Source organism: Paracoccus onchidii (assembly GCF_028294535.1).
Taxonomy (GTDB): domain Bacteria; phylum Pseudomonadota; class Alphaproteobacteria; order Rhodobacterales; family Rhodobacteraceae; genus Paracoccus; species Paracoccus onchidii.
Genome location: NZ_JAQBIE010000001.1, coordinates 100,886 through 119,842, shown reverse-complemented (window position 1 = coordinate 119,842; position 18,957 = coordinate 100,886). Strand labels below are relative to the sequence as shown.

17 protein-coding genes and 1 pseudogene are annotated in these 18,957 nt (G+C 59.9%); 3 read left to right on the top strand and 15 right to left on the bottom strand.

Annotated elements, in window-relative coordinates; translation table 11 throughout:
• Nucleotides 1–35: 35 nt before the first annotated feature.
• From PAF17_RS00610 to PAF17_RS00590, 5 genes are all read right to left on the bottom strand, one after another.
• Nucleotides 36–1,469, bottom strand: coding sequence for a mannose-1-phosphate guanylyltransferase/mannose-6-phosphate isomerase (locus PAF17_RS00610; protein ID WP_271887136.1), 1,434 nt, complete (start codon nt 1,467–1,469; stop codon nt 36–38).
• 224 nt (nt 1,470–1,693) lie between these two features.
• Nucleotides 1,694–2,686: an acrylyl-CoA reductase (NADPH) gene (acuI, locus tag PAF17_RS00605; RefSeq protein ID WP_271887135.1), complete on the bottom strand. Its 993-nt coding sequence runs from the start codon at nt 2,684–2,686 to the stop codon at nt 1,694–1,696.
• Entirely contained in the window at nt 2,664–3,344 is a 681-nt protein-coding gene (acuR, locus tag PAF17_RS00600; RefSeq protein WP_456299654.1) for an acrylate utilization transcriptional regulator AcuR, read from the bottom strand. Before acuR ends, acuI begins: the two co-directional genes overlap by 23 nt.
• 143 nt (nt 3,345–3,487) lie before the next feature.
• Nucleotides 3,488–4,891: a PepSY-associated TM helix domain-containing protein gene (locus PAF17_RS00595; protein WP_271887310.1), complete on the bottom strand. Its 1,404-nt coding sequence runs from the start codon at nt 4,889–4,891 to the stop codon at nt 3,488–3,490.
• Between the two features lie 130 nt (nt 4,892–5,021).
• Nucleotides 5,022–5,381, bottom strand: a complete 360-nt coding sequence (locus PAF17_RS00590) for a hypothetical protein (RefSeq protein WP_271887133.1) — start codon at nt 5,379–5,381, stop codon at nt 5,022–5,024.
• Nucleotides 5,382–5,565: 184 nt separating this feature from the next.
• On the opposite strand from PAF17_RS00590, the gene PAF17_RS00585 reads away from it, so the two are divergent.
• Nucleotides 5,566–6,348 carry an IclR family transcriptional regulator gene (locus PAF17_RS00585; RefSeq protein WP_271887132.1) on the top strand — a complete coding sequence of 261 codons (783 nt, stop codon included), beginning with the start codon at nt 5,566–5,568 and terminating at the stop codon, nt 6,346–6,348.
• Here the strand turns inward: PAF17_RS00585 and PAF17_RS00580 are convergent.
• The 9 genes from PAF17_RS00580 to PAF17_RS00540 form a co-directional block, all read right to left on the bottom strand.
• Entirely contained in the window at nt 6,302–7,510 is a 1,209-nt protein-coding gene (locus tag PAF17_RS00580) for an HPP family protein (protein WP_271887131.1), read from the bottom strand. The two genes, PAF17_RS00585 and PAF17_RS00580, sit on opposite strands and share 47 nt — an antisense overlap.
• A gap of 61 nt (nt 7,511–7,571) precedes the next feature.
• Nucleotides 7,572–8,873, bottom strand: a complete 1,302-nt coding sequence (locus PAF17_RS00575; RefSeq protein WP_271887130.1) for an NCS2 family permease — start codon at nt 8,871–8,873, stop codon at nt 7,572–7,574.
• 195 nt (nt 8,874–9,068) lie between these two features.
• Entirely contained in the window at nt 9,069–9,341 is a 273-nt protein-coding gene (locus tag PAF17_RS00570; RefSeq protein ID WP_271887129.1) for an amphi-Trp domain-containing protein, read from the bottom strand.
• A gap of 16 nt (nt 9,342–9,357) precedes the next feature.
• Nucleotides 9,358–10,662: a metallophosphoesterase family protein gene (locus PAF17_RS00565; RefSeq protein WP_271887128.1), complete on the bottom strand. Its 1,305-nt coding sequence runs from the start codon at nt 10,660–10,662 to the stop codon at nt 9,358–9,360.
• 27 nt (nt 10,663–10,689) lie between these two features.
• Nucleotides 10,690–11,376: a histidine phosphatase family protein gene (locus PAF17_RS00560; protein WP_271887127.1), complete on the bottom strand. Its 687-nt coding sequence runs from the start codon at nt 11,374–11,376 to the stop codon at nt 10,690–10,692.
• Nucleotides 11,369–12,445, bottom strand: a complete 1,077-nt coding sequence (locus PAF17_RS00555; protein WP_271887126.1) for an HprK-related kinase B — start codon at nt 12,443–12,445, stop codon at nt 11,369–11,371. Before PAF17_RS00555 ends, PAF17_RS00560 begins: the two co-directional genes overlap by 8 nt.
• Complete coding sequence (locus PAF17_RS00550; RefSeq protein ID WP_271887125.1) at nt 12,442–13,305, bottom strand: GAK system ATP-grasp enzyme; 864 nt, start codon at nt 13,303–13,305, stop codon at nt 12,442–12,444. Before PAF17_RS00550 ends, PAF17_RS00555 begins: the two co-directional genes overlap by 4 nt.
• A gap of 10 nt (nt 13,306–13,315) precedes the next feature.
• Entirely contained in the window at nt 13,316–14,947 is a 1,632-nt protein-coding gene (locus PAF17_RS00545; protein WP_271887124.1) for a phosphotransferase, read from the bottom strand.
• Nucleotides 14,934–15,386, bottom strand: a complete 453-nt coding sequence (locus PAF17_RS00540) for an NUDIX domain-containing protein (RefSeq protein ID WP_271887123.1) — start codon at nt 15,384–15,386, stop codon at nt 14,934–14,936. Before PAF17_RS00540 ends, PAF17_RS00545 begins: the two co-directional genes overlap by 14 nt.
• Before the next feature lie 80 nt (nt 15,387–15,466).
• On the opposite strand from PAF17_RS00540, the gene PAF17_RS00535 reads away from it, so the two are divergent.
• Nucleotides 15,467–16,648, top strand: coding sequence for a GAK system CofD-like protein (locus PAF17_RS00535; protein ID WP_271887122.1), 1,182 nt, complete (start codon nt 15,467–15,469; stop codon nt 16,646–16,648).
• A 322-nt stretch (nt 16,649–16,970) separates the two neighbouring features.
• Here the strand turns inward: PAF17_RS00535 and PAF17_RS00530 are convergent.
• A pseudogene (locus PAF17_RS00530) lies at nt 16,971–17,423 on the bottom strand (transposase); the annotation flags it as partial.
• 273 nt (nt 17,424–17,696) lie between these two features.
• Here PAF17_RS00530 and PAF17_RS00525 point away from each other — a divergent pair.
• On the top strand, nt 17,697–18,185 hold the full coding sequence (locus PAF17_RS00525; protein WP_271887121.1) for a hypothetical protein: 489 nt from the start codon (nt 17,697–17,699) through the stop codon (nt 18,183–18,185).
• Nucleotides 18,186–18,957: the final 772 nt, after the last annotated feature.

The following is an 18,957-nucleotide window of genomic DNA, read 5'->3' as shown; positions in this document are numbered from 1 at the left end:
CGCCCCCGTCGCTTCATCAGCCCGCCAATCGCAGATCAGTCGTCGCTGTTGCGGGCATAGACATCTTCATAGCGAATGATGTCATCTTCCCCAAGATACGATCCCGTCTGGACCTCGATCAGGACCATCGGAACCTTTCCCGGGTTCTCCATCCGGTGAACCGCACCCAGCGGAACATAGATCGACTGGTTTTCCGTCACGAGGGTGACGGTCTCATCCACCGTTACCTTCGCGGTGCCCGACACCACGATCCAATGCTCGGAACGGTGAACATGGCTTTGCAGGGACAACGCCGCTCCGGGCTTGACCACGATACGCTTCACCTGAAATCTGTCGGCCAGCGCAAGGGTTTCGAACCATCCCCAAGGCCGGTGATCGCGCGGGAAAGCCTCTGCCTGTTTACGGTTTTTCTTGCGCAGCGCCGTGACGGCCTGTTTCACGTCCTGGGCGCGTGATTTATCCGCGACCAGCACCGCATCACTGGTGGCCACGACCAGCATGTCGCGCAGTCCGATCCCGACCACATCCAGATCTTCATTGTCGGAACGCAACAGAACATCCTGACAATCGATCGCCGTCGCCGGACCGTCCAGCGCAACACCGTTTTCCGAAGGCTCAGCGTCCAGCGTTTCGCGCCAGATGGCATCCCAACCGCCAAGGTCGGACCATCGCTCGGAAAAACGCACAACCGTCAGATTGTCGGCCTTTTCCATGACGGCGTAGTCTATGGATTCATCGGCCAGTCCTTCCCACGGGCCCTTGGCAAGGCGCAGAAACCCGATATCGGTCTGCGCTTCGTCCACCGATTTCTGAACCGGTTCAAGAAAACCCGGGGCATGCGCGCGGAATGCGTCGATCATCGTGCGCGCACTGAACAGAAAGATCCCGGCATTCCACAGGAAATTACCAGCGGCCAGCATTTCAGCGGCGCGCGCGGCCTCGGGTTTTTCGACAAAGCGTGTCAGGGGCTGCGGGCCTTCGCCCTGCCCGGCAAGTTCCAGATAGCCATATCCCGTCTCGGGCCGATCGGGCGTGATGCCGAAGGTCACGATCCGCCCCGCCTGCGCCGGGCCGATCCCCTGCTCAACCGCGCGGGTAAATGCCTCGGAATCTGGAATCACGTGATCCGAAGGAGCCACCAGCAACAGACGATCCGGATCTTGGGTTGCGGCCATCAATGCAGCAGCCAGCACGGCTGGCGCGGTATTGCGACCGACAGGTTCGATCACGATCGCTTCGTGCCCGATGCCGACCTGTTCCAGTTGCTCGGCCACGATGAAACGGAAATCCGAATTGGTCATGACCACAGGGTCGCCATAGCAGGGCCCCGACAAGCGCCGCGCCGAAGCCTGAAACAGCGTTTCATCCCCGATCAATGGGGCAAACTGCTTCGGAAATGCCTTGCGAGAAACCGGCCAAAGCCGCGTGCCCGAACCGCCTGCCATCAACACTGGGGTAATCATACTCATCCAACACTCCTGCGCGGTTCGCTGCACCCGCACCTTCAATCTGCATCGCGCACGGGGCGCCCGACCTCAATCCGACTTTCGGACGTCAAAAACGTACACCAAGGAAAGCCGTTGGGAAACGGATAGCCGATGCACAACTATCCGCCAAGTCATCGCTTTGAAGGATTTTCACTTTCCCGCGGCCACCCCGCAGGGCGGCGCAGGTCGCAAGGCGCGATGTTCCGTCAAGCCAAAGACGGATTCACCGGCACCACAATCCGCCCGCGAACCTCGCCCGCCAGGAACCGGGGCGCGACGCCGATCACGTCTTCAAAGCCGATTTCAGTGCTGATCGAATCCAGCAGGGTCAGATCCAGTTCTTGTGCAAGCCGTTTCCAGGCTTCGCGACGTTCTTGCAGGGGGCACATGACGCTGTCGACGCCAATCAGCGACACCCCGCGCAGGATGAACGGCGCCACGCTCGAAGGCAGGTCCATCCCGGCCGCCAGACCACAACAGGCCACCGAACCGCGATATCGGATCGATGCCAACATATTTGCCAGAACAGTGCTGCCGGCAACATCGATACCCGCCGCCCACAATTCCTTGCCCAAGGGCCGGACCTTACCTTCAAGCTGACTGCGCTCGACGATGGTGCTGGCCCCCAGCTTCTTCAGGTAGTCGCCTTCACTGGGACGTCCGGTGATGGCCGCAACCTCATACCCGCGCGCCGACAGCAACATGGTCGCCACGCTACCGACTCCACCGGCGGCACCGCTGACGACAACCGGGCCGTCAGTGGGGCGAACCCCTTGCCGTTCCAGCGCCATAACGCAAAGCATCGCGGTATACCCCGCCGTGCCGATCACCATGGCCTGACGTGCAGAAAGCCCGTCAGGCAGCGGGACCAGCCAGTCACCCTTGACACGTGCCCGCCCGGCAAGGCCGCCCCAATGCCCTTCCCCCACGCCCCAGCCGTTCAGCACGACCTTGTCGCCCGGCTTGAAATCAGGATGACTGCTTTCCGCCACGCCCCCCGAAAAATCGATCCCCGGAACCATCGGAAACTTGCGCACGACCGGTGCCTTGCCGGTGATCGCCAATGCGTCCTTGTAGTTCAGCGTCGACCAAGCGACATCGACCAGAACATCGCCTTCAGGCAGGTCCGAATCATCAATTGTGTGGATCGAAACGGTCTGGGCATCGTCGGTTTTCTCAATCAGAATTGCGTCGGTCATCGGGAACACTCCTGCTTTGGACAAGGTTGAAGAACATATCGGCGAACTGGCGCAGCGGCGCCGGGTTCCGGTCCAGCTTGGCGCGCAGAACCGCCCCCTCCCAGCCGGTCCAGAAAAACGCGGCAAGTTCATCGCAATCGATGTCAGCGCCAAGCTCGCCGGCATGCCGGGCGACAAGAAGGCATTGCGCCGTGCGGGCCTGCCAATCCAGCAGAACGCCTTGCAGCGCATCGCGGAACGGTTCGGGCAGCGCGCCCATTTCCTGCCCCAGATTCCCCACCAGGCAGCCGCGGCTGAATGCATGTTTCTCCATGCCCTTTTCGGCAATCCGCGTGAATGACCGCAGGCGCTGCAAGGGCGGCAGGTCAGGGGCGTTGAACGCGCGGTCCAGAAGTCCGGCAAAATAGGCTTGATAGGCATCGACCAGAGCCAGGCCGAACGCCTCCTTGTTGCGGAAATAGTGATAGAAACTGCCCTTGGGCAGTTCGGCATGGGCCAGGATTTCATCGACCCCCGTCGCACCATAACCTTTTTCCGTCAGATATATCAGCCCACTACGAATAAGCCTTTGGCGCACATGTGCTTCGGCCGGATCGCGCCGGGGGCGGCCCCTGCGACGTGGTGGCTGAGATGCGGACGTGTCGATTCGTTGTGGCATATGATTTAATAGACCAATCCGTCCAATAAATCAAAGTGAATGCGCATCCATGCCCGGAAACGCGGCAAGCCAAGGAAAAGGGGCGCGACCTGCCGACAGGCCCGCCCCGTTCCGATTTCAATTCAGGTGATCGCCCTGCCGGGCTAGCCGAAGGCGTGTTTCAGCGCCGGCACCCGTGACAGGATCAGCCAGTCGAGCAAAAGCGCGGTGGCAATCGTCAGGCCAGCCATCGGGAACGCCAGCGACACGATCAGCCCCACGACAACCGCCCCCTGCCACAGCGGCATATCCGCCGGCAAAGGCGGAGCGGCAAGACGCAACTGTCCGGATGGGCGCCGCTTCCACCACATGACGACCCCGGACACGCACAGAAAGATCACTGACAGGCAGAACAATGTATTGGCAAGCACGCTCCACAATCCCAGCGTTCCCATGTGCAGCGCAATGCCCACGGCCATTGCCTTGCCCATCCAAGAATAATCAGCGAACCGGATATCGGCCAGAATCTTGCCCGAATACTGATCGACATGAACCACCCGGTCACTGGTGGGATCCACGCTGTCGGTGCTCATGGAATCGCGGCTAAGGGTCCATACGCCGTCTTCGCCCGAAGGCAGGTTCAGCTGATAGCGGCCCTCATATCCAATCTGACGGGCAAGATCGTCAACGCTGTCAATATCGACCGCCCCGTCAATTCCGTCCATCCCCTTTTGCGACCCCGAAGCCGGCATAGGTGTCTGTTCGATGGCCCAGGGAACCTCCTTGGGGCCATGATTCATACTGGCGTGAATATCGTCGGACAGGGGAATATCGCCGTATTTTCCAGGTGGAAAGCTGCTCCAGGCCTGCACCATCTTTTCGCCCCAGACCCCGGACCACGACAGGCCGGAAATCAGGAAGAACAACAGGAAGATCGCGATCCACGCACCGATCGAGGCATGAAGCGTCTTGAACAATGCACGGCCCTTTGCACGGAGGTCGGGAATGAACGCGCGCGACACGCCGCCATTGCGGGGCCAGGCCAGAAACAGGCCGGTCGCCAACAGCACGATTCCCAATGAAGCGGCAATCTCGACCATGCGATCGCCGGTCACGCCGATCCGCAATTCGCCATGCATTGTGTCGGCCCAGTCATACAGCCCGTTGCGCCGGTCAAACTGTTCCAGCACTGTGGCGTTATAGGGATCGACGACAACCATCTGCGCGCCGTCCGCATTGTCGACGCGAAAGATCGACGCCAGCGCCTCGTTGCGCGGCGCGACATATTGCACCAGCCTGCCATCCGGCACAGCCGCCAGCGCGGCATCGGCCTGAACGGACACGGCTTGAATGGCTCCGTTGGGCACCACGGCGGTCTTTTCGCCATCGCGCCCGTCGATCCAGGCGATCCACAACATCATCAGGCCTGTCACAGCCAGAATCATGAAGAAGGGAACGACAAAGATCCCGGCATAGAAATGCCACCGCCACGCTGCGCGATATAGCTTGGTGAAACGGCTGCTGTCTTCGGCCTCCGCAGCCGAGAACTGGTTGTCAGTGATGGCCATGATGACCTCGGATCCGGCCTTGGGCCTGAATGGGGGCATGAAATGTCAAAGTCATAACTCCGGTTGCGACCTGCGCGCCTTGGCGCGGTCAGATCGCGGGTTCACATATTCGATTGGGAAGCGGACGCGATCAGGCGTACGGCGGGGCCCGTGCGAAATGTGATGCCGGAACACGCACGTCATCGTGCAAATGGGCCATCGTCATAGGCTGCAACGCCATCGCCAATGCAACCCAGACCGGCGGTTCCGGCGGAGTCAAACGGTCCAGCCCATGCACAAGCAGGCAATCTGCGTCGTGATCGGACGCAGATGGTTGAACCGGTTCGCCGGCCTCGGAAAGCGTGATTTCCTGCAATCCCGCACCGGTGCAGATGACGACCGTGCGACTATTGATCAACCCAAGCTCGGACAGCGCCGCCGAAGTTTTCGGCAGCAGCAGGCCCAGAATAACCCCGAGAATCAGGGTAAGTTGAACGATTCGCTGTAACATCCCGCTCCGGATACCGTGAAAACCCAATTTCGATAAGTTGAATTCCCACCCTGAGCGGTTTTTCTCCGTTTCCATGGTTGCGGCATGGCGGGAACGACGAATTCAAAAGCTACATATTGCATTTCCGCCCCGCAGACGGACAAACTGCGCGCTGCACGACAGCCAAGCCTATCGGGAATTGAACATGGCCGAACCGACCCGTCGCCGCGGACGTCCGCGCAGCACAACTGACACGCCCGGGACCATTCAGGCCCTGGATCGCGCGCTGGATATGCTGGACCTGTTGGCGGCACGCCCCGGTCTGACCCTTTCCGAGATCGCCGAGCAGATGGACCAGTCGCCCTCGACCGTGCACCGGGTTCTGCACACATTGGCCACGCGCGACATCGCCCAAAGCGATCCGGCCACGCAGACATGGCATATCGGGCCCGCGACCTTCCGCCTGGGTGCCGCGTTCATGCGCCGTTCAGGCCTGATCGAACGCGCGCGCCCCTTTCTGCGTGCCCTGGTCGAACATACGGGCGAAACGGCGAATCTGGGCATCGCCGAGCCCGGTGCCGCGCTGTTCATTGAACAGGTCGAAACCCATGAAACCATTCGCGCCAGCTTTGCACCCGGATCACGCCTGCCGCTGCATGCATCGGCGATCGGCAAGATCTTTCTGGCATTTGAGGTGGTTCCCGTTCCGGACACCCTGCCCCGCCTGACCGACAAGACCCTGATCACGCCGGACGAATTGGCCGGGGACTTGGCCCGCATTCGCGCACGGGGATTTGCCTTCGACGACGAAGAACGCACCAAGGGCATGCGCGCCATCGCGGCACCCGTTTTCGACCATTCCGGCAAGGTGATCGCCGGATTGTCGATCAGTGGACCGGTCCAGCGGATCGGCCATGAACATGTCAAGACGCTTGGCGCAATCACGGCCGCGGTGGCAGGGGATCTGACCCAAGACCTTGGGGGGTAGCCTTCAGGTTCAGGCTCTGACGCGCCAGTGCGGCAATCAAATCGGTGCGGGTGACAATTCCGACGATGCGCCCGTTGTCCAGAACCGGAACTGCATCATGTTTGCCGTCGGCCATCTTGGGCAGCAACCCGGCCACCGGATCATCCGGCGCGATCACCGGGGCCTCGGTTTCCATGATATGCTCGGCCCGCAGCCCGAATTCCGCGTCATGTTCAAGCAGAACGGCCATCGCCGATCCAAACCGCTTGCCCGAGGCAAAAGCATCACGTCGTGCACGCCGGATCAGGTGCATCTGGAAAATCACACCCAGATACGCATCACCCTGCCCGGTCACCGGCAAAGAGGTAAAGGCGTGGTCACGAAACAGATCTGCCACCATCCCCAATGTCGCGTCCGGCGACACCGTCACCAGATCCGATGACATGATGTCAGCCGCGGTCAATGGCCCGGTGCGATGACTGGCTGCCTGCATCTCGGCCGCCGCGACCAAGCGCGCCAGATCCTCGACACCCAAATTCAACGACTGCCGATAGCTGGTCAGAATGTCAGTCAGTTCTGCTTCGCTGAGCCCCAGTCGTTCGGCCGGCTCGGGATCGTCGGTTCCATGGCTGTTCGGGGCATCAAACTGGCGGAACGGATAGTGCCGTCCGGTCGCGCGTGCATAGATCACCGCCACCACCACCAGCAAAATCGTTCCCAGGGCCACCGGAGACAGCGCAAACCACAAACCAAGCTCGCGGATGTCATCCACGTTCAAGGCGGCCGTCATCGCAACCGCGCCCCCGGGGGGATGCAAGGCCCGCAAAAGGATCATGGCCGTGATCGACAGACCGACGGCCAAGGCGATGCGCAGCCCCGGATCGTCCACGAACTGACAAACGATCACCGCGACCATGGCCGAAGAAGCATTGCCGACCACCGCAGACCAAGGCTGTGCCAGCGGGCTGCTTGGCACGGCAAAGAGCAGAACAGATGTCGCCCCGAAGGGCGCAATCAGGTAAAGCCCCAGCTTGGCGGGGATTGCCGGAAGCATCACCACCAATGCGGCAACGCCGATCCCCACAAGTGCGCCGCCCCCCGCGCGCATGGCCTCTTTGAACGAACCGACAGGTATTGCAGGACCCAAGGCCCGCAAGCTGCGTCTGGATAGGCTGGTCGTCATCGTCCCCTCGCCGGGTCAACTGAATTTGCGCCCCGCACCTGACCGGCAAGGGCGCAAAGACTCAGCCCTCGGGGAAGAATGCGAAGCGGATAACAAACAACGCAGCAATAATCCACGTTGCCAAATGCACCTCGCGGGCGCGCCCCGTCAGCAGCTTCAACGCGCAATAACTGACAAATCCGAATGCCAGGCCGTTCGCGATCGAATAGGTGAATGGCATGGCAATCGCGGTCAGAACCGCAGGGGTCGATTCCGTTACATCCTGCCAGTCGATGTCTGCGATCTCGCGCAGCATCAGTGCCGCAACATACAGCAAAGCCGGCGCCGTCGCATAGGCCGGCACCGACCCCGCCAATGGCGCAAAGAACATCGCCAGCAGGAACAGGACCGCAACCACAAGCGCGGTCAAACCGGTGCGCCCGCCCGCCTGCACACCGGACGCACTTTCGACATAAGCCGTGGTCGAAGATGTGCCAAAGGCCGAGCCAGCCAGAATCGCCGTCGAATCCGCCATCAAGGCACGCCCAAGATTCTTGTTCTGATGGGTTGGTCCTTCGGTCAGCAGCCCGGCGCGTTTTGCCACCCCGATCAGCGTACCGGTTGCATCAAAGACTTCGACCAGCACCAACACCAGAATGACATGAAAGATCCCAAAGCTCAGCGCGCCAAGCAGATCGAGCTGAAGGAAGGTCGGCGCCACCGACGGAGGGGCGGACATGATGCCACCGAATTCCGACACGCCCAACGCGATAGAGGCCACCGTCACGACCAGAATACCGATCAGGATCGATCCTTTCACATCCAGCGCATCAAGCGCCGCGATCACAAAGAAACCGCCGATGGTCAGCAATGTGCCGGTCTGGGTCAGATCACCCAGTGTGACGAATGTTGCGGGGCTGGCAACAACAAGCCCCGAAGACTTCATCGCGATGATTGCCAGGAACAGCCCGATGCCCGCCGCAATCGCGCTGCGCATCGAGGCGGGAATACCGCTGATCAGCCATCGCCGAATGCCGGTCACCGAGAGGAACAGGAAGATGAGGCCCGAGATGAACACCGCACCAAGTGCCTGTTGCCAAGTAAAGCCCATCGCCCCGACGACGGAAAAGGCAAAAAAGGCATTCAGCCCCATGCCAGGGGCCATGCCAATCGGCCAGTTGGCCCACAGCCCCATGATCGCCGACCCAAGCGCGGCGGCCAGGCAGGTCGCGACGAAGACCGCATCGCGATCCATGCCCGTCGTCGACAGGATCTCGGGGTTGACGAAGATGATATAGGCCATCGTCAGAAAGGTCGTGAAGCCCGCGACCAGTTCGGTCCGGACATTGCTGCCGTTCTGACTTAGCTTGAAAAAGCGCTCCATGAATATCCTCCGGGATGCATCGGGCCGACAGGCGCATGACAGGGTCAAACATTCGGTATCGCCGCGAACCGGCCCTTGGCGCAAGTCCCGTTTGATTAAACTGCCAATCCAATAGTTTGGCCGCGACCGCCGCACGCCGCCCCGCCATCAGATATTTGCACGACGCCAGCCACCGGCAATCGCCCGAACCGGCAATCAGCTTTCGATACGCGGCGAACCCTTGCGCTGCGCGGGCGTGGAGGGGTCCGACCAGGACACCCGAAGACTGACTTCACACTGCCCGTCCTCGCGTTCGGCCTTGATACGCACATTCATCAGGCCCGCAGTTTTCAGGACCAGTTCATCCTTGTCATCCCCAAGGGTCATCTGCCCCTTGGAAAAGCCCTTTGCCAAAGATGACAGCAGAGTCTTGATCGTCTTGGGGTCGGCAAGCGATTCGTGCGTAAAGCGTTTGTTCGAATCACTCATTGGACACCTTTGATTTTCATGTCATGCGTTCCGGGGCAAAATGTTTGGCCCATGGATAATCCCGACTAAGACCGATCACATCGCCGCTTGGAAAAATCAAGGTCGCACCGGCACCAATCCCGTCCAACCCCTCGGATCGACGCGAAGCGCGATCCAGCGTCACGTCACCTTCCAGATGCAACAGGCCGCGCTTGGCCAGCAGGCGCTGCCCCTGATGATTGTTCACATGGCCCTGAACCACCATGTGAATCCCGCCACCATGCAATGCCGTCACACCGCGATCGGTCAGCTCGCAGTCAGACGCACGGTATTTCGTCCGCACGAGATTGGCGACGGGACCGAAATAGAAACCGAGCGAAGCGCGCTCGGCCTCGGAACGGTATCGGGCGTTCACGGCTTCGGCACCCTGCCCGACCAGCATTTCGCACATGTCGTCACACAGGCCCGCATGCACGAACAGGATCGATCCCGCACGCGCGACGACATCCATGTGATCATAGAACCATGCATAGATGCCGCTCGGCTCGAAAAAAATCTCATGACATTTCAACGCAGACGCCAAAATCTGACGATAGGACATGCCGGATCGCGCGCATTCGCGATCAAATTTCAGCAGTTTCTCATTCAGCTTGCCGGTTTCTTTGGCGATCACCGTGGCGCGCAGCTCGTGGCGGGCGGCTTGGCCAAAACGCTGCGGCCAATCCGGCCCCGGCATCAACGCGGCACGGCAGGCATCCTCGGTGGGCAATGCCGCAATGTCCGACGGGGTGACAAAGCGACACAGAACCTCGCGCAGGGCTGGCAGTATCTTGCGCCCCATCCGCACGAACAAATGCTCGGTCAAGGCATCGCGAGGTCCCCGCAATGCCGCGATGGCCATCCGCATGCGCAGGTCGTGATTACCCGCCAGAATATGCAGATCCGCACCCGCCTCGCGCAGCGCGGCCAATGCATCAAGCAACGCAAGATTGCTTGGCCCCTTGTCCAGCGCATCCCCACCCAGAACGATGCGCGCCTTTCGCCCAAAGCTGGTCAGGGCAATCTGCAAGCCATTGCGCCGGATCACCCCCGCCGCGGACAGGGATCGCAGAAAGCCTTCGGCATCGGCATGCGGGTCAGAGACGAAAATCACCGGTCTGTCGGGCCAGTTCCATCCGCCATGTTCGCGCACCCGCGCAAGACAGGCTGAAATCTGGGGCTGGCTGACAGCCTCGGGCCAAGGCTGGATCTCGCGGGGCAGATCGCCAAGCAATGCCTCGGCATCGAAAACCGGAGGCAACAATCGTGAAACCGGTTGGCGGTGATCAGTCGCATAGTCCAAGTTCAGGCCCTTCCATGCGGCCGGCTCCTAGTCGATCGAAACCTCATGTTGGGTCCTGATCTTCCATTCCCCGGCCAAGTGCCGCCAACTACCACGGGCATCGTGACAAAATAGTAACGGCCGGGCGTGAAACATCGAAAGCCGGGCAATTTCGTCGCGCCGCAAAAGACCCAGCTCGTGGCAGGCGTGGCGAAAGGACGCCCCATGCCCGACCATGATGGTCAACAGCCCAGGTTGCACGATCCGCCGGATATGTTCCGCGACCCGTCGGCCGGCATCGGCCAGGCTTTCCGCCCCTTCCAGCGGCAGGCAGTAATCGCTGTCGGACTTCCATCCTGTCGGCGGGGCACCATATCGCGGATCGGCGGCCAGCACCGCTTCGATTTCGCCAACCGTCAGATTCGCCGCCGAACCAAGCCCGCGCTCCGCCAGCCCCGAGCTTTGGGCAATATCATCGATGTCGTATCCGTTGTCGCACAGGCGCATCTGCAGTTCGCGCGCGGTTTGCCATGCCCGAAGCTGGCGCGATGAATGTATCAGCCTTGCAGGGCGCAGGTCATGCTGCACCATCATCCCCAACAGCTGATCCGCGCCCAACCGGGCCTGCCTGCCCCCTTGGGGTGTCAGCGCAAATGGTTGCCTGGCCGAAGGCGCGTCGGCGCGTTGATGATATTCCCCATGACGCAAGAATGCGAAATAACCTAGCTCAGCCATCGAAAAGCCGTCGCCCTTCATCAGCCAGCTTGTCGAAATCTATCCGCCCCGACACCTCGCGAACACGAACATGTCGCAATGCCTGAAGATACGGCATCGGATCCGGCTCGACTCCGTTGGCTTCAAAATGGCCGTTCCGATACTGATGAAACGGGCCGGCGCTTTTCATCATCGCCGCCAACAGGTCCGGACGCCCATCAAGTGACACGGGCAGAATCCGCGTATCGCCCTGCTGGTCATGCCCCCAGTTCAGCACCCAGAAATCCGTCAGGGGCGCTGCCAGGCAGATGCGATCAGGTCCATAGATGTCTGGCACGATCAGGTCATGTTTTTCTTCCAGCTGCCATAATTCATCCGGCGGCATATGCGACAACTCGGCCCGGCGTCCGGCGGACAACAGGCCATGCAGGCGCGGATTCCCGAGAATCGTGCCCGGATTGATACGTGGGTATTTCGGAATACCCAGCGCCCGCGCCGGGTTACCCGGATGCACAAGGATGCGATCGTTGCTGAGGAACTGCATGCCGTCCATATCCATCATGCGCAGTATAGACGTGGACTTTCCGCCGCCCGACAAACCCGAAATCGCCAATGTCCGCCCCTGTCGCGTCGCGCCAGCGGCATGACAAAGCTGCCAGCCCTCGCGAAGACATGCCGACAGGATCTGAGTGTTGATGAAATTGATCACCGTGCTGACATTCTGTGTCAGCGGGCCGAACGCTATCGCCCAATCGCGCGCCTGCAAGAACGTCACGCCACTGCGCAGCTTCTTGATCAGCCGTCCGTCATCCAGATCAAGGATCGCATCCTTGCGACCTGCCTTGCCCGGCTCTCGCTGCCAGTCGATCCACGCGACCGGCTGATCGAGTTGCTGTCCGGGCAGCAGATGCACGGTGATCTGACCCGGCTGCTGAGACAGATTACCGTCGAAATATTCCATCAGTTCGCTGCGCAACGGCTCTGGGCAATGCACGGTCAGGCCAATATGGCCGACCTGCATGTGGAACGCATCGGCCGACATGGCCTGACCGAGATCCAGATTTTCCAAAACCTCGTGAACCGAGTTCATCGCGACACCTCGTTCAGCACATGATCCACGACCAGCGCCGCGGCGTCGATTCCACATCCCTTCTGGGCACCCGAATACCCACCAAAGGCCGAGACCTCGAAAACAATGGGACCATCTGCCGTCAGGGCGATGTCCACGGTGGTAAAGGTCAGCCCGAAAGGCGCCTGTGCGCGGCGTCCCAGTTCGATCAATTCGGGCGCGGGATCATATGGCGCATATTTTCCGCCGGAATGGATCGTCGTGTTCCAGCTGTCATTCTGGCTTACCCGCGCATAGGTGCAGAGATATTCGCCATTCAGAAAAACCATTCCCAGATCCTCGCCGGACAGGTCCAGCTTCTTCTGGATATACATGACCGGATTGGCCTTCCTGAACATGGCGATCTGCTGGCTGGCATCCTCCGCCCCGCTTTCCAGCAAAAGCATGCCGCGGGCCTTGGTGGAAAACAGCGGCTTGAATACGGCGGCGCCATATCTGTCCAATGTTTCATGCGCCACATGTTCCGATTCGGTTATGGTCGTGGCAGGCATGGGAATTGCCGCGCTGCGCAGCGTCATCGTGCAGGCAAGGCGATCCATGAGGCGCAGAACATTCACGGCGGGGCTGAAGATACGGACCCCCGCGAACTGCGCCATTCGCAACATTTCCAGCCGGTCCAGGGCATCCGGGCTGTAATCTTCCGCGATCTTCTTCAGGATCAGGCCATCCAGCTGACACAAATCGACATCTCCGCAGCACAGCGTTCCCGCCTCGAGGTCCAGGACCGCCTGTGACATGTCGATCACCTGCCGGAAACCCGTGCGCTTTTCCAACGCATCGGCCAACGCCTCGGTGGACCATTTCCCTGGGGTCCCAATCACCCCGATTTTCCTAGTCACTGAACAGCATCCCCATAGGCAGTTTGAAACGCGCCTCCTTGCCCTCGGGGACAGCAAGCGCCGATTCCAGAATAAAGCGCGCGCGCAGGATCATCCGGCGCGCATGCCCCTTGTCGACGACAAAGCGGGTCGAACTGGCAAACGATCGCGCCAGTCCCAGCGCCAGCCGGTATTCAAATGTCGGGTCCTTGTGTCGCCTGGCGAATTTTCCCGCCATGGCATGCATGTCGGTTGCAACCCTTGAAATCCGCGCACGAGTGCCCCGGTCCAGCACCTGCAGCCGATAGTTTGACACCATGAACACCGAAACGTCCTGAACGTAATCCATATAGCGGGACCGGTGCAGATCGATGAACCGAATCTTTTTACCGACAGCGTCATAGATCACGTTGTCCAGATTGAAATCACCGTGGATATAGACCGAAAATGGCGCGATGATCTTTTCTTCGCGTCGTGCAGCCATCGCGATCAGATCATCAAAGGACGGAATCTTCGTCCCGTTGACAGATTTGCGGCCCTGCGCGAACCGGTGATGAAGCCGATAGACATCCTTCATCCGTCCGGACAATTGCGCCATCGATTTCATTTCAGAGGGTTCGTCCGTTCGGGTTTGGCGCCAGATGTCGCCAACCGTCTTGTGCAGCGCCTTCTGGGCCCTGGCCAAAGCATCATCGCTGCCGCCAAGCACGATGTCTTCAAAGGTCTCCCCTTCGAGATGCTCGATCAGCAACGCCGCCGATTTCCCATGCCGTTCATAGGACAGGATCTCGGGGGCAAGGCCGGGATAAACCGAATTCCAGCTTTTGACGCCCACGCGCTCCTGCTTGACCTTGCGCCGGTCGCCATCCTTGAACACCGCAGCAACGGTTTCACCCTTGGCATTGCGCAGGTTGACGCTGGAAATCGCGCTGCCCGACCGGGTTTCGGCCAGAGGTTGCAACCTGACCTCTTCATCGCGTTTTCCACCCCCAAGAACGCTGCGCAAGGTGAAATAGCGGTCGAACTGAACCACCTGCCCGATATTGATCGACAACAAGGCTTCGCTGATGCCCGAAAGCGCCTCGCCCATGCGGAAAACCTCGTTCAGGGTCAGCAGGCCATGGGCAAGATCCTCGACATGTTTGGTGCCCTGCATGTCACGTGTATAGGTGCGAAACAGCCGATCGTGAAACACGCCCAGCTGACCGCGCGATTTCCCGATCTCGACAGCCAGCTTGCTGTCACTCGTTTCCATCGCCTCGGGGATTCGCGCGATTGTCTTGCGCACCAGCTTGACCGGGGCGACATAGGTATCGGTGCGCAACAGCTTCTGACGCTCCGCGCGTTCGGCATGTTCCACTGCCCGCCGCCCCAACCGCGAGATCAGGTCGAGATTGCGGGCAATCGTGTCAATTCCCTGCAATCGCAACCGAGCGGCCTCGGGTTGTTTGGATCGCATCATGCCGGCCAAGCAAGCCTTGCGGACGCGGGCCGACAGATTGTTGGAATACCCCGCCCGCTGTACCAGTTGCATCGCCGTTTCCGCCCCCGGATCCTGCATATAGGACACCAGCCGGGTCAGTTGGCCGTCAAGCTCGGCCAGCAGGAACGACATGTTTTCGCCAACAGCGTCAGGGCGTGCCATGCACAAGCCTTCCCAGATAGATCAGGCGATCTTTCCGCGTCAGCGCCTGATCGTAACGTGGCCGGAACAAAGCACCATCCCTGGACAGATCCACCCATTTCGTCGCGATCTGGCGCTTGTCGGGTTTGCATCCCATGGCTGCGACATAGGTGTCCGGCACCGTGCAGGCGAACAGCATCTCGACCAGATGGCGCGGCTTGCCAGACCGCTGGCGAAACACATCTGCCACATGCAGCAATTCGCCGATCCCCGGCGCAATCCCGATTTCCTCCAGGCATTCGCGGCCAAGACATTCCTGCATGGTTTCCCCGTGTTCCTGGCGTCCGCCCGGCAATGTCAGGTATTGCTGCCCCTTCGCCCCCTTCTTGACCTGAACCAGAACCAGTTCACCCTTGCGGATGACAGCGCGTACGGTTGGGCGTATGTATTCCTCGGACATCATATCTTCTTATGCGCCCCGAAAGCCGGAAAATCCAAGCGCCAATCCCTCGCCAATCAGCCGCCGGAGATGAAATTTTCATGACAATCATGCGTGTCCAGCGTGAATTGCGCCTGCCTGACGATCTGCGCGTCGCCCGATCCCATGCAGCGCCCCATCATGGCCCCCGGATCCTGTTCTTCAGCGGCGGCAGCGCCCTGAACGGCATTTCGCGCCAGTTGAAGCAATATACGTTCAACTCGATGCATCTGATCACACCGTTCGACAGCGGCGGCAGTTCCCAGACCCTGCGCCTGGCATTTGACATGCCCGCAGTCGGAGATCTGCGCAGCCGCTTGATGGCCTTGGCGGATGAAACCGTTCTGGGCCAGCCAGATGTCTACGCCCTGTTCAGCCATCGCCTGCCAAAAGATGCCTCGTGCAAGAAGCTCGGCGCCGAAGTGTCAAGGATCATCTCGGGCAAACATCCGCTTGTCTCAGCAATCGCCAAGCCGATGCGCACGCTGATCCTGACCTTGCTTGGCGATTTCGCCGCGCAGGTGCCTGCGGATTTCGACTATCGCAATGCCAGCATTGGAAACCTGATCCTTGCAGGCGGCTATCTTGGCCACGGCAGAGAGCTGGAGCCCGTGCTGTTTCTGATGTCCAAGATGGTCGATGTTCGCGGAACCGTGCGGGCGATCGTGGACGCGAACCTCCATCTGGGCGTCGATCTGGCGGATGGCCGGCGTATCGTCAGCCAGCGATTGATCAGCGGGAAGGAATCCCCGCCCATCGACAGCCCGATCACGCGCTGCTTCCTCAGCGACGGCACCCAAGAGATCCTGCCCGCCGACGTGCCCCTGCCCAAACGCAACCGAAAACTGATCGAGCAAAGCGACGCGATCTGCTACCCGCCGGGCAGCCTCTATTCCAGCGTCATTGCCAACCTTTTGCCGGCAGGCGTCGGCACCGCAATCGCCGCCCGCCACGTTCCCAAAGCATATCTTCCCAGCCTTGGCCAAGACCCCGAGGCCCTGGGACTTGATCTTGCAGATCAGGTGGCCGCCATCCTTGCGCCACTGCGCGCTGACGCAGGTCCAGACGCAAGCCCGACCGATTTCATGACCCATATCCTTTGCGACACCTCTGTCCCCAAGGAGGAATGCGCAAGGGTGGCCAGGCTGCACGAAATCCCCTGCCTGCGCCTGCCGCTGCGTCAGAAAAATGAACCGAAATACGACCCCGTCAAGATCGCCCGAATACTGGTTTCACTGGACTGACGGCAACGCCAATGCCCTGATCCGCAGCGACTCGACATGAATACAAACGGATGCTGATACCGTTGGGTGAGAAATTCGGCACACAGCCCGTAAAAGCCCGCGCATCCATGGCGTGTTCCTCGATTGCCAAAAAGAAATCGAAGCGACCGCCCTTGCAAGACCGACAACCGGCCGTCGGCGGTGCGCACCTATGCAACGCACAAGCAAGTGCCAAGCGCATCCATTCGGGCGCGGATCGGACGAGAACTCAACCGCAAGCGACGTTGCAATCTGGTCGTGTCCGTCAAGTAGGTGTAATTTCCCGGATGGCCTGAGGTCATGATCAGGCGGGTTTCGTTGGATTGCGAAGAATGGGGTCGATCTCCTCATTGTCGATCTGGGCGAAGGCTTCGACCATCATGTAGCGGCTGACGGTCTGCCATTCGTCGTTCTGCTCGAAGAGAACGGCGCCGATTAGGCGCATGATGGATGCCTCGTTGGGGAAGATCCCGACGAGATCTGCGCGACGCTTCGCCTCCTTGTTCAACCTTTCAATGGGATTGGTCGTATGAAGCTTCGTCCGGTGCTGACGAGGGAAGGACATGTAGGCCGGGACATCGTGTTCGCTTACGTCCATCAGCTCGGCGAGTGTGGGCCAGCGGGGCCGCAGTTGAGCGGCCACCTTACGCCACGTTTCGCTGACATGTGCGCGGTCTGGCTGGTTGAAGGCCTGCCATATCGCCGCAGCGACAACGGTGTGCTGACCGCAGGACACGTGCGCCCACCCGAAGCGCAAGCACACGAGCAACGGCATGCTGTCGCCCGTTGATCTCGAGATCAGACAGCAGAAACTGAACGAGGCAGGTGTTTAGGAAACTAGAGGCAACTCACCGATCCTTGCTGCAGAAGTGATCACCTTCCTTTTGCAACAGCGCAGGGGGCGGTAGCGGTTTCGATGAATTTGTCGATGCACCTTGTAGCTTTTTCGCGGGACGCGGCGGCACCGCACCAACGAAGAGCCATCTGGCTGAAGCAGCACGTTACAAGGCCGCGCTGAAAAAATGGAAGAATGCCTCACCAAGGGCAAGGCACCGCCACGGAAAGTGTTTTCCAAGCCACATTTGACGTTTACTGGGCTGCAACGGCGATTGCCTTGACTGGACAACCTGATGCCGACTGTACGGCCGTTCGAACTGTCCTCGAGACCGCCGCTTGCAAGCGGCTGGTCGAAGTGGCGCAGGAAGTCCGCAATGTTCGTCTTCTCGAACCCGGCACGCAGTTACGTCAAAGCCTTTCACAGGATTGGCGCGACAACCGTGGCTACAAAAATGCGCTTACCGTGATGCGACAAGCTTTCATCCAAGAGCATTTCGCCATGTCGCACAAGCCCGGGTCTGGGGTCAACGTTATGAACATGCATAAGGCTAAGGGGAAACAATTCGACAAAGTCATCATCTTCGAAGGCTGGCCAAAGCGAGTGAAGGGGAAAATCGTCGGCAACCCGGATCGTATTGTCCGCGGCAATATCAATTCAGATGCGATGACGCAGGTCGGGTAGAATTTTCGCGTCAGTGTGACCCGCGCGAAGGCGCGTACGACGATCATGACGCCCAGCGACGACATCTACGTTCTACTGATCCCCATCGAATAAACCAAACTTGCCCCATTTTTGCTGCCCCGCCCTACGAGGGACCGATACGAAGGATCCGAACACGCAATATTCTGATGGCCTACTGGCGGCTGTGTGCCGCGTACAACGAAGAACTTTGATATGAGGTCAACATGCAACTGATGATACCCGACAGGATCAGCCCCACCGGCAAGCGGCTGTTCTCCATCAGCGACTTCAACGTGTTCACCACGGATCGTCGCTGGTTCTCGGTTTGGAACCGCGTCAAATCCTGCGCCTCGTCGAGATGCAGGAACAGTGTCTACCGGAAAATCAATTACTGGCGGACCATATCCCAGATCGTCGAGGCAGATTTGTCGCAGGACAGCGGATGGGCTACTTCGCCAAAGCGTCAAACTACAACAAGCTCGTTTTTGACATTGTGTCGAAGGATTGAGCGTTCCTTCTGGGAACACCGGTATTCTTGATCTTGTCTGTGTCACAGAGTTCTTACCAGAGTGTCCGCTCTGGGGAAGTTGCGTCGCAGCATTTGAGTAATTCGCCAGAGTCCGGAGAGGGCCGTTTGTTACTTAACCGGTCCTGCCGCCATCCCAGAATAGAATAGGCGCTTTCCGTGCATTGGCGTTCTAAAGATATAGCGAAGCATCACGTCAGGGAGGGGGCGAACCGGATGCTCGCGGTTTGCCCACAATCATCCGGT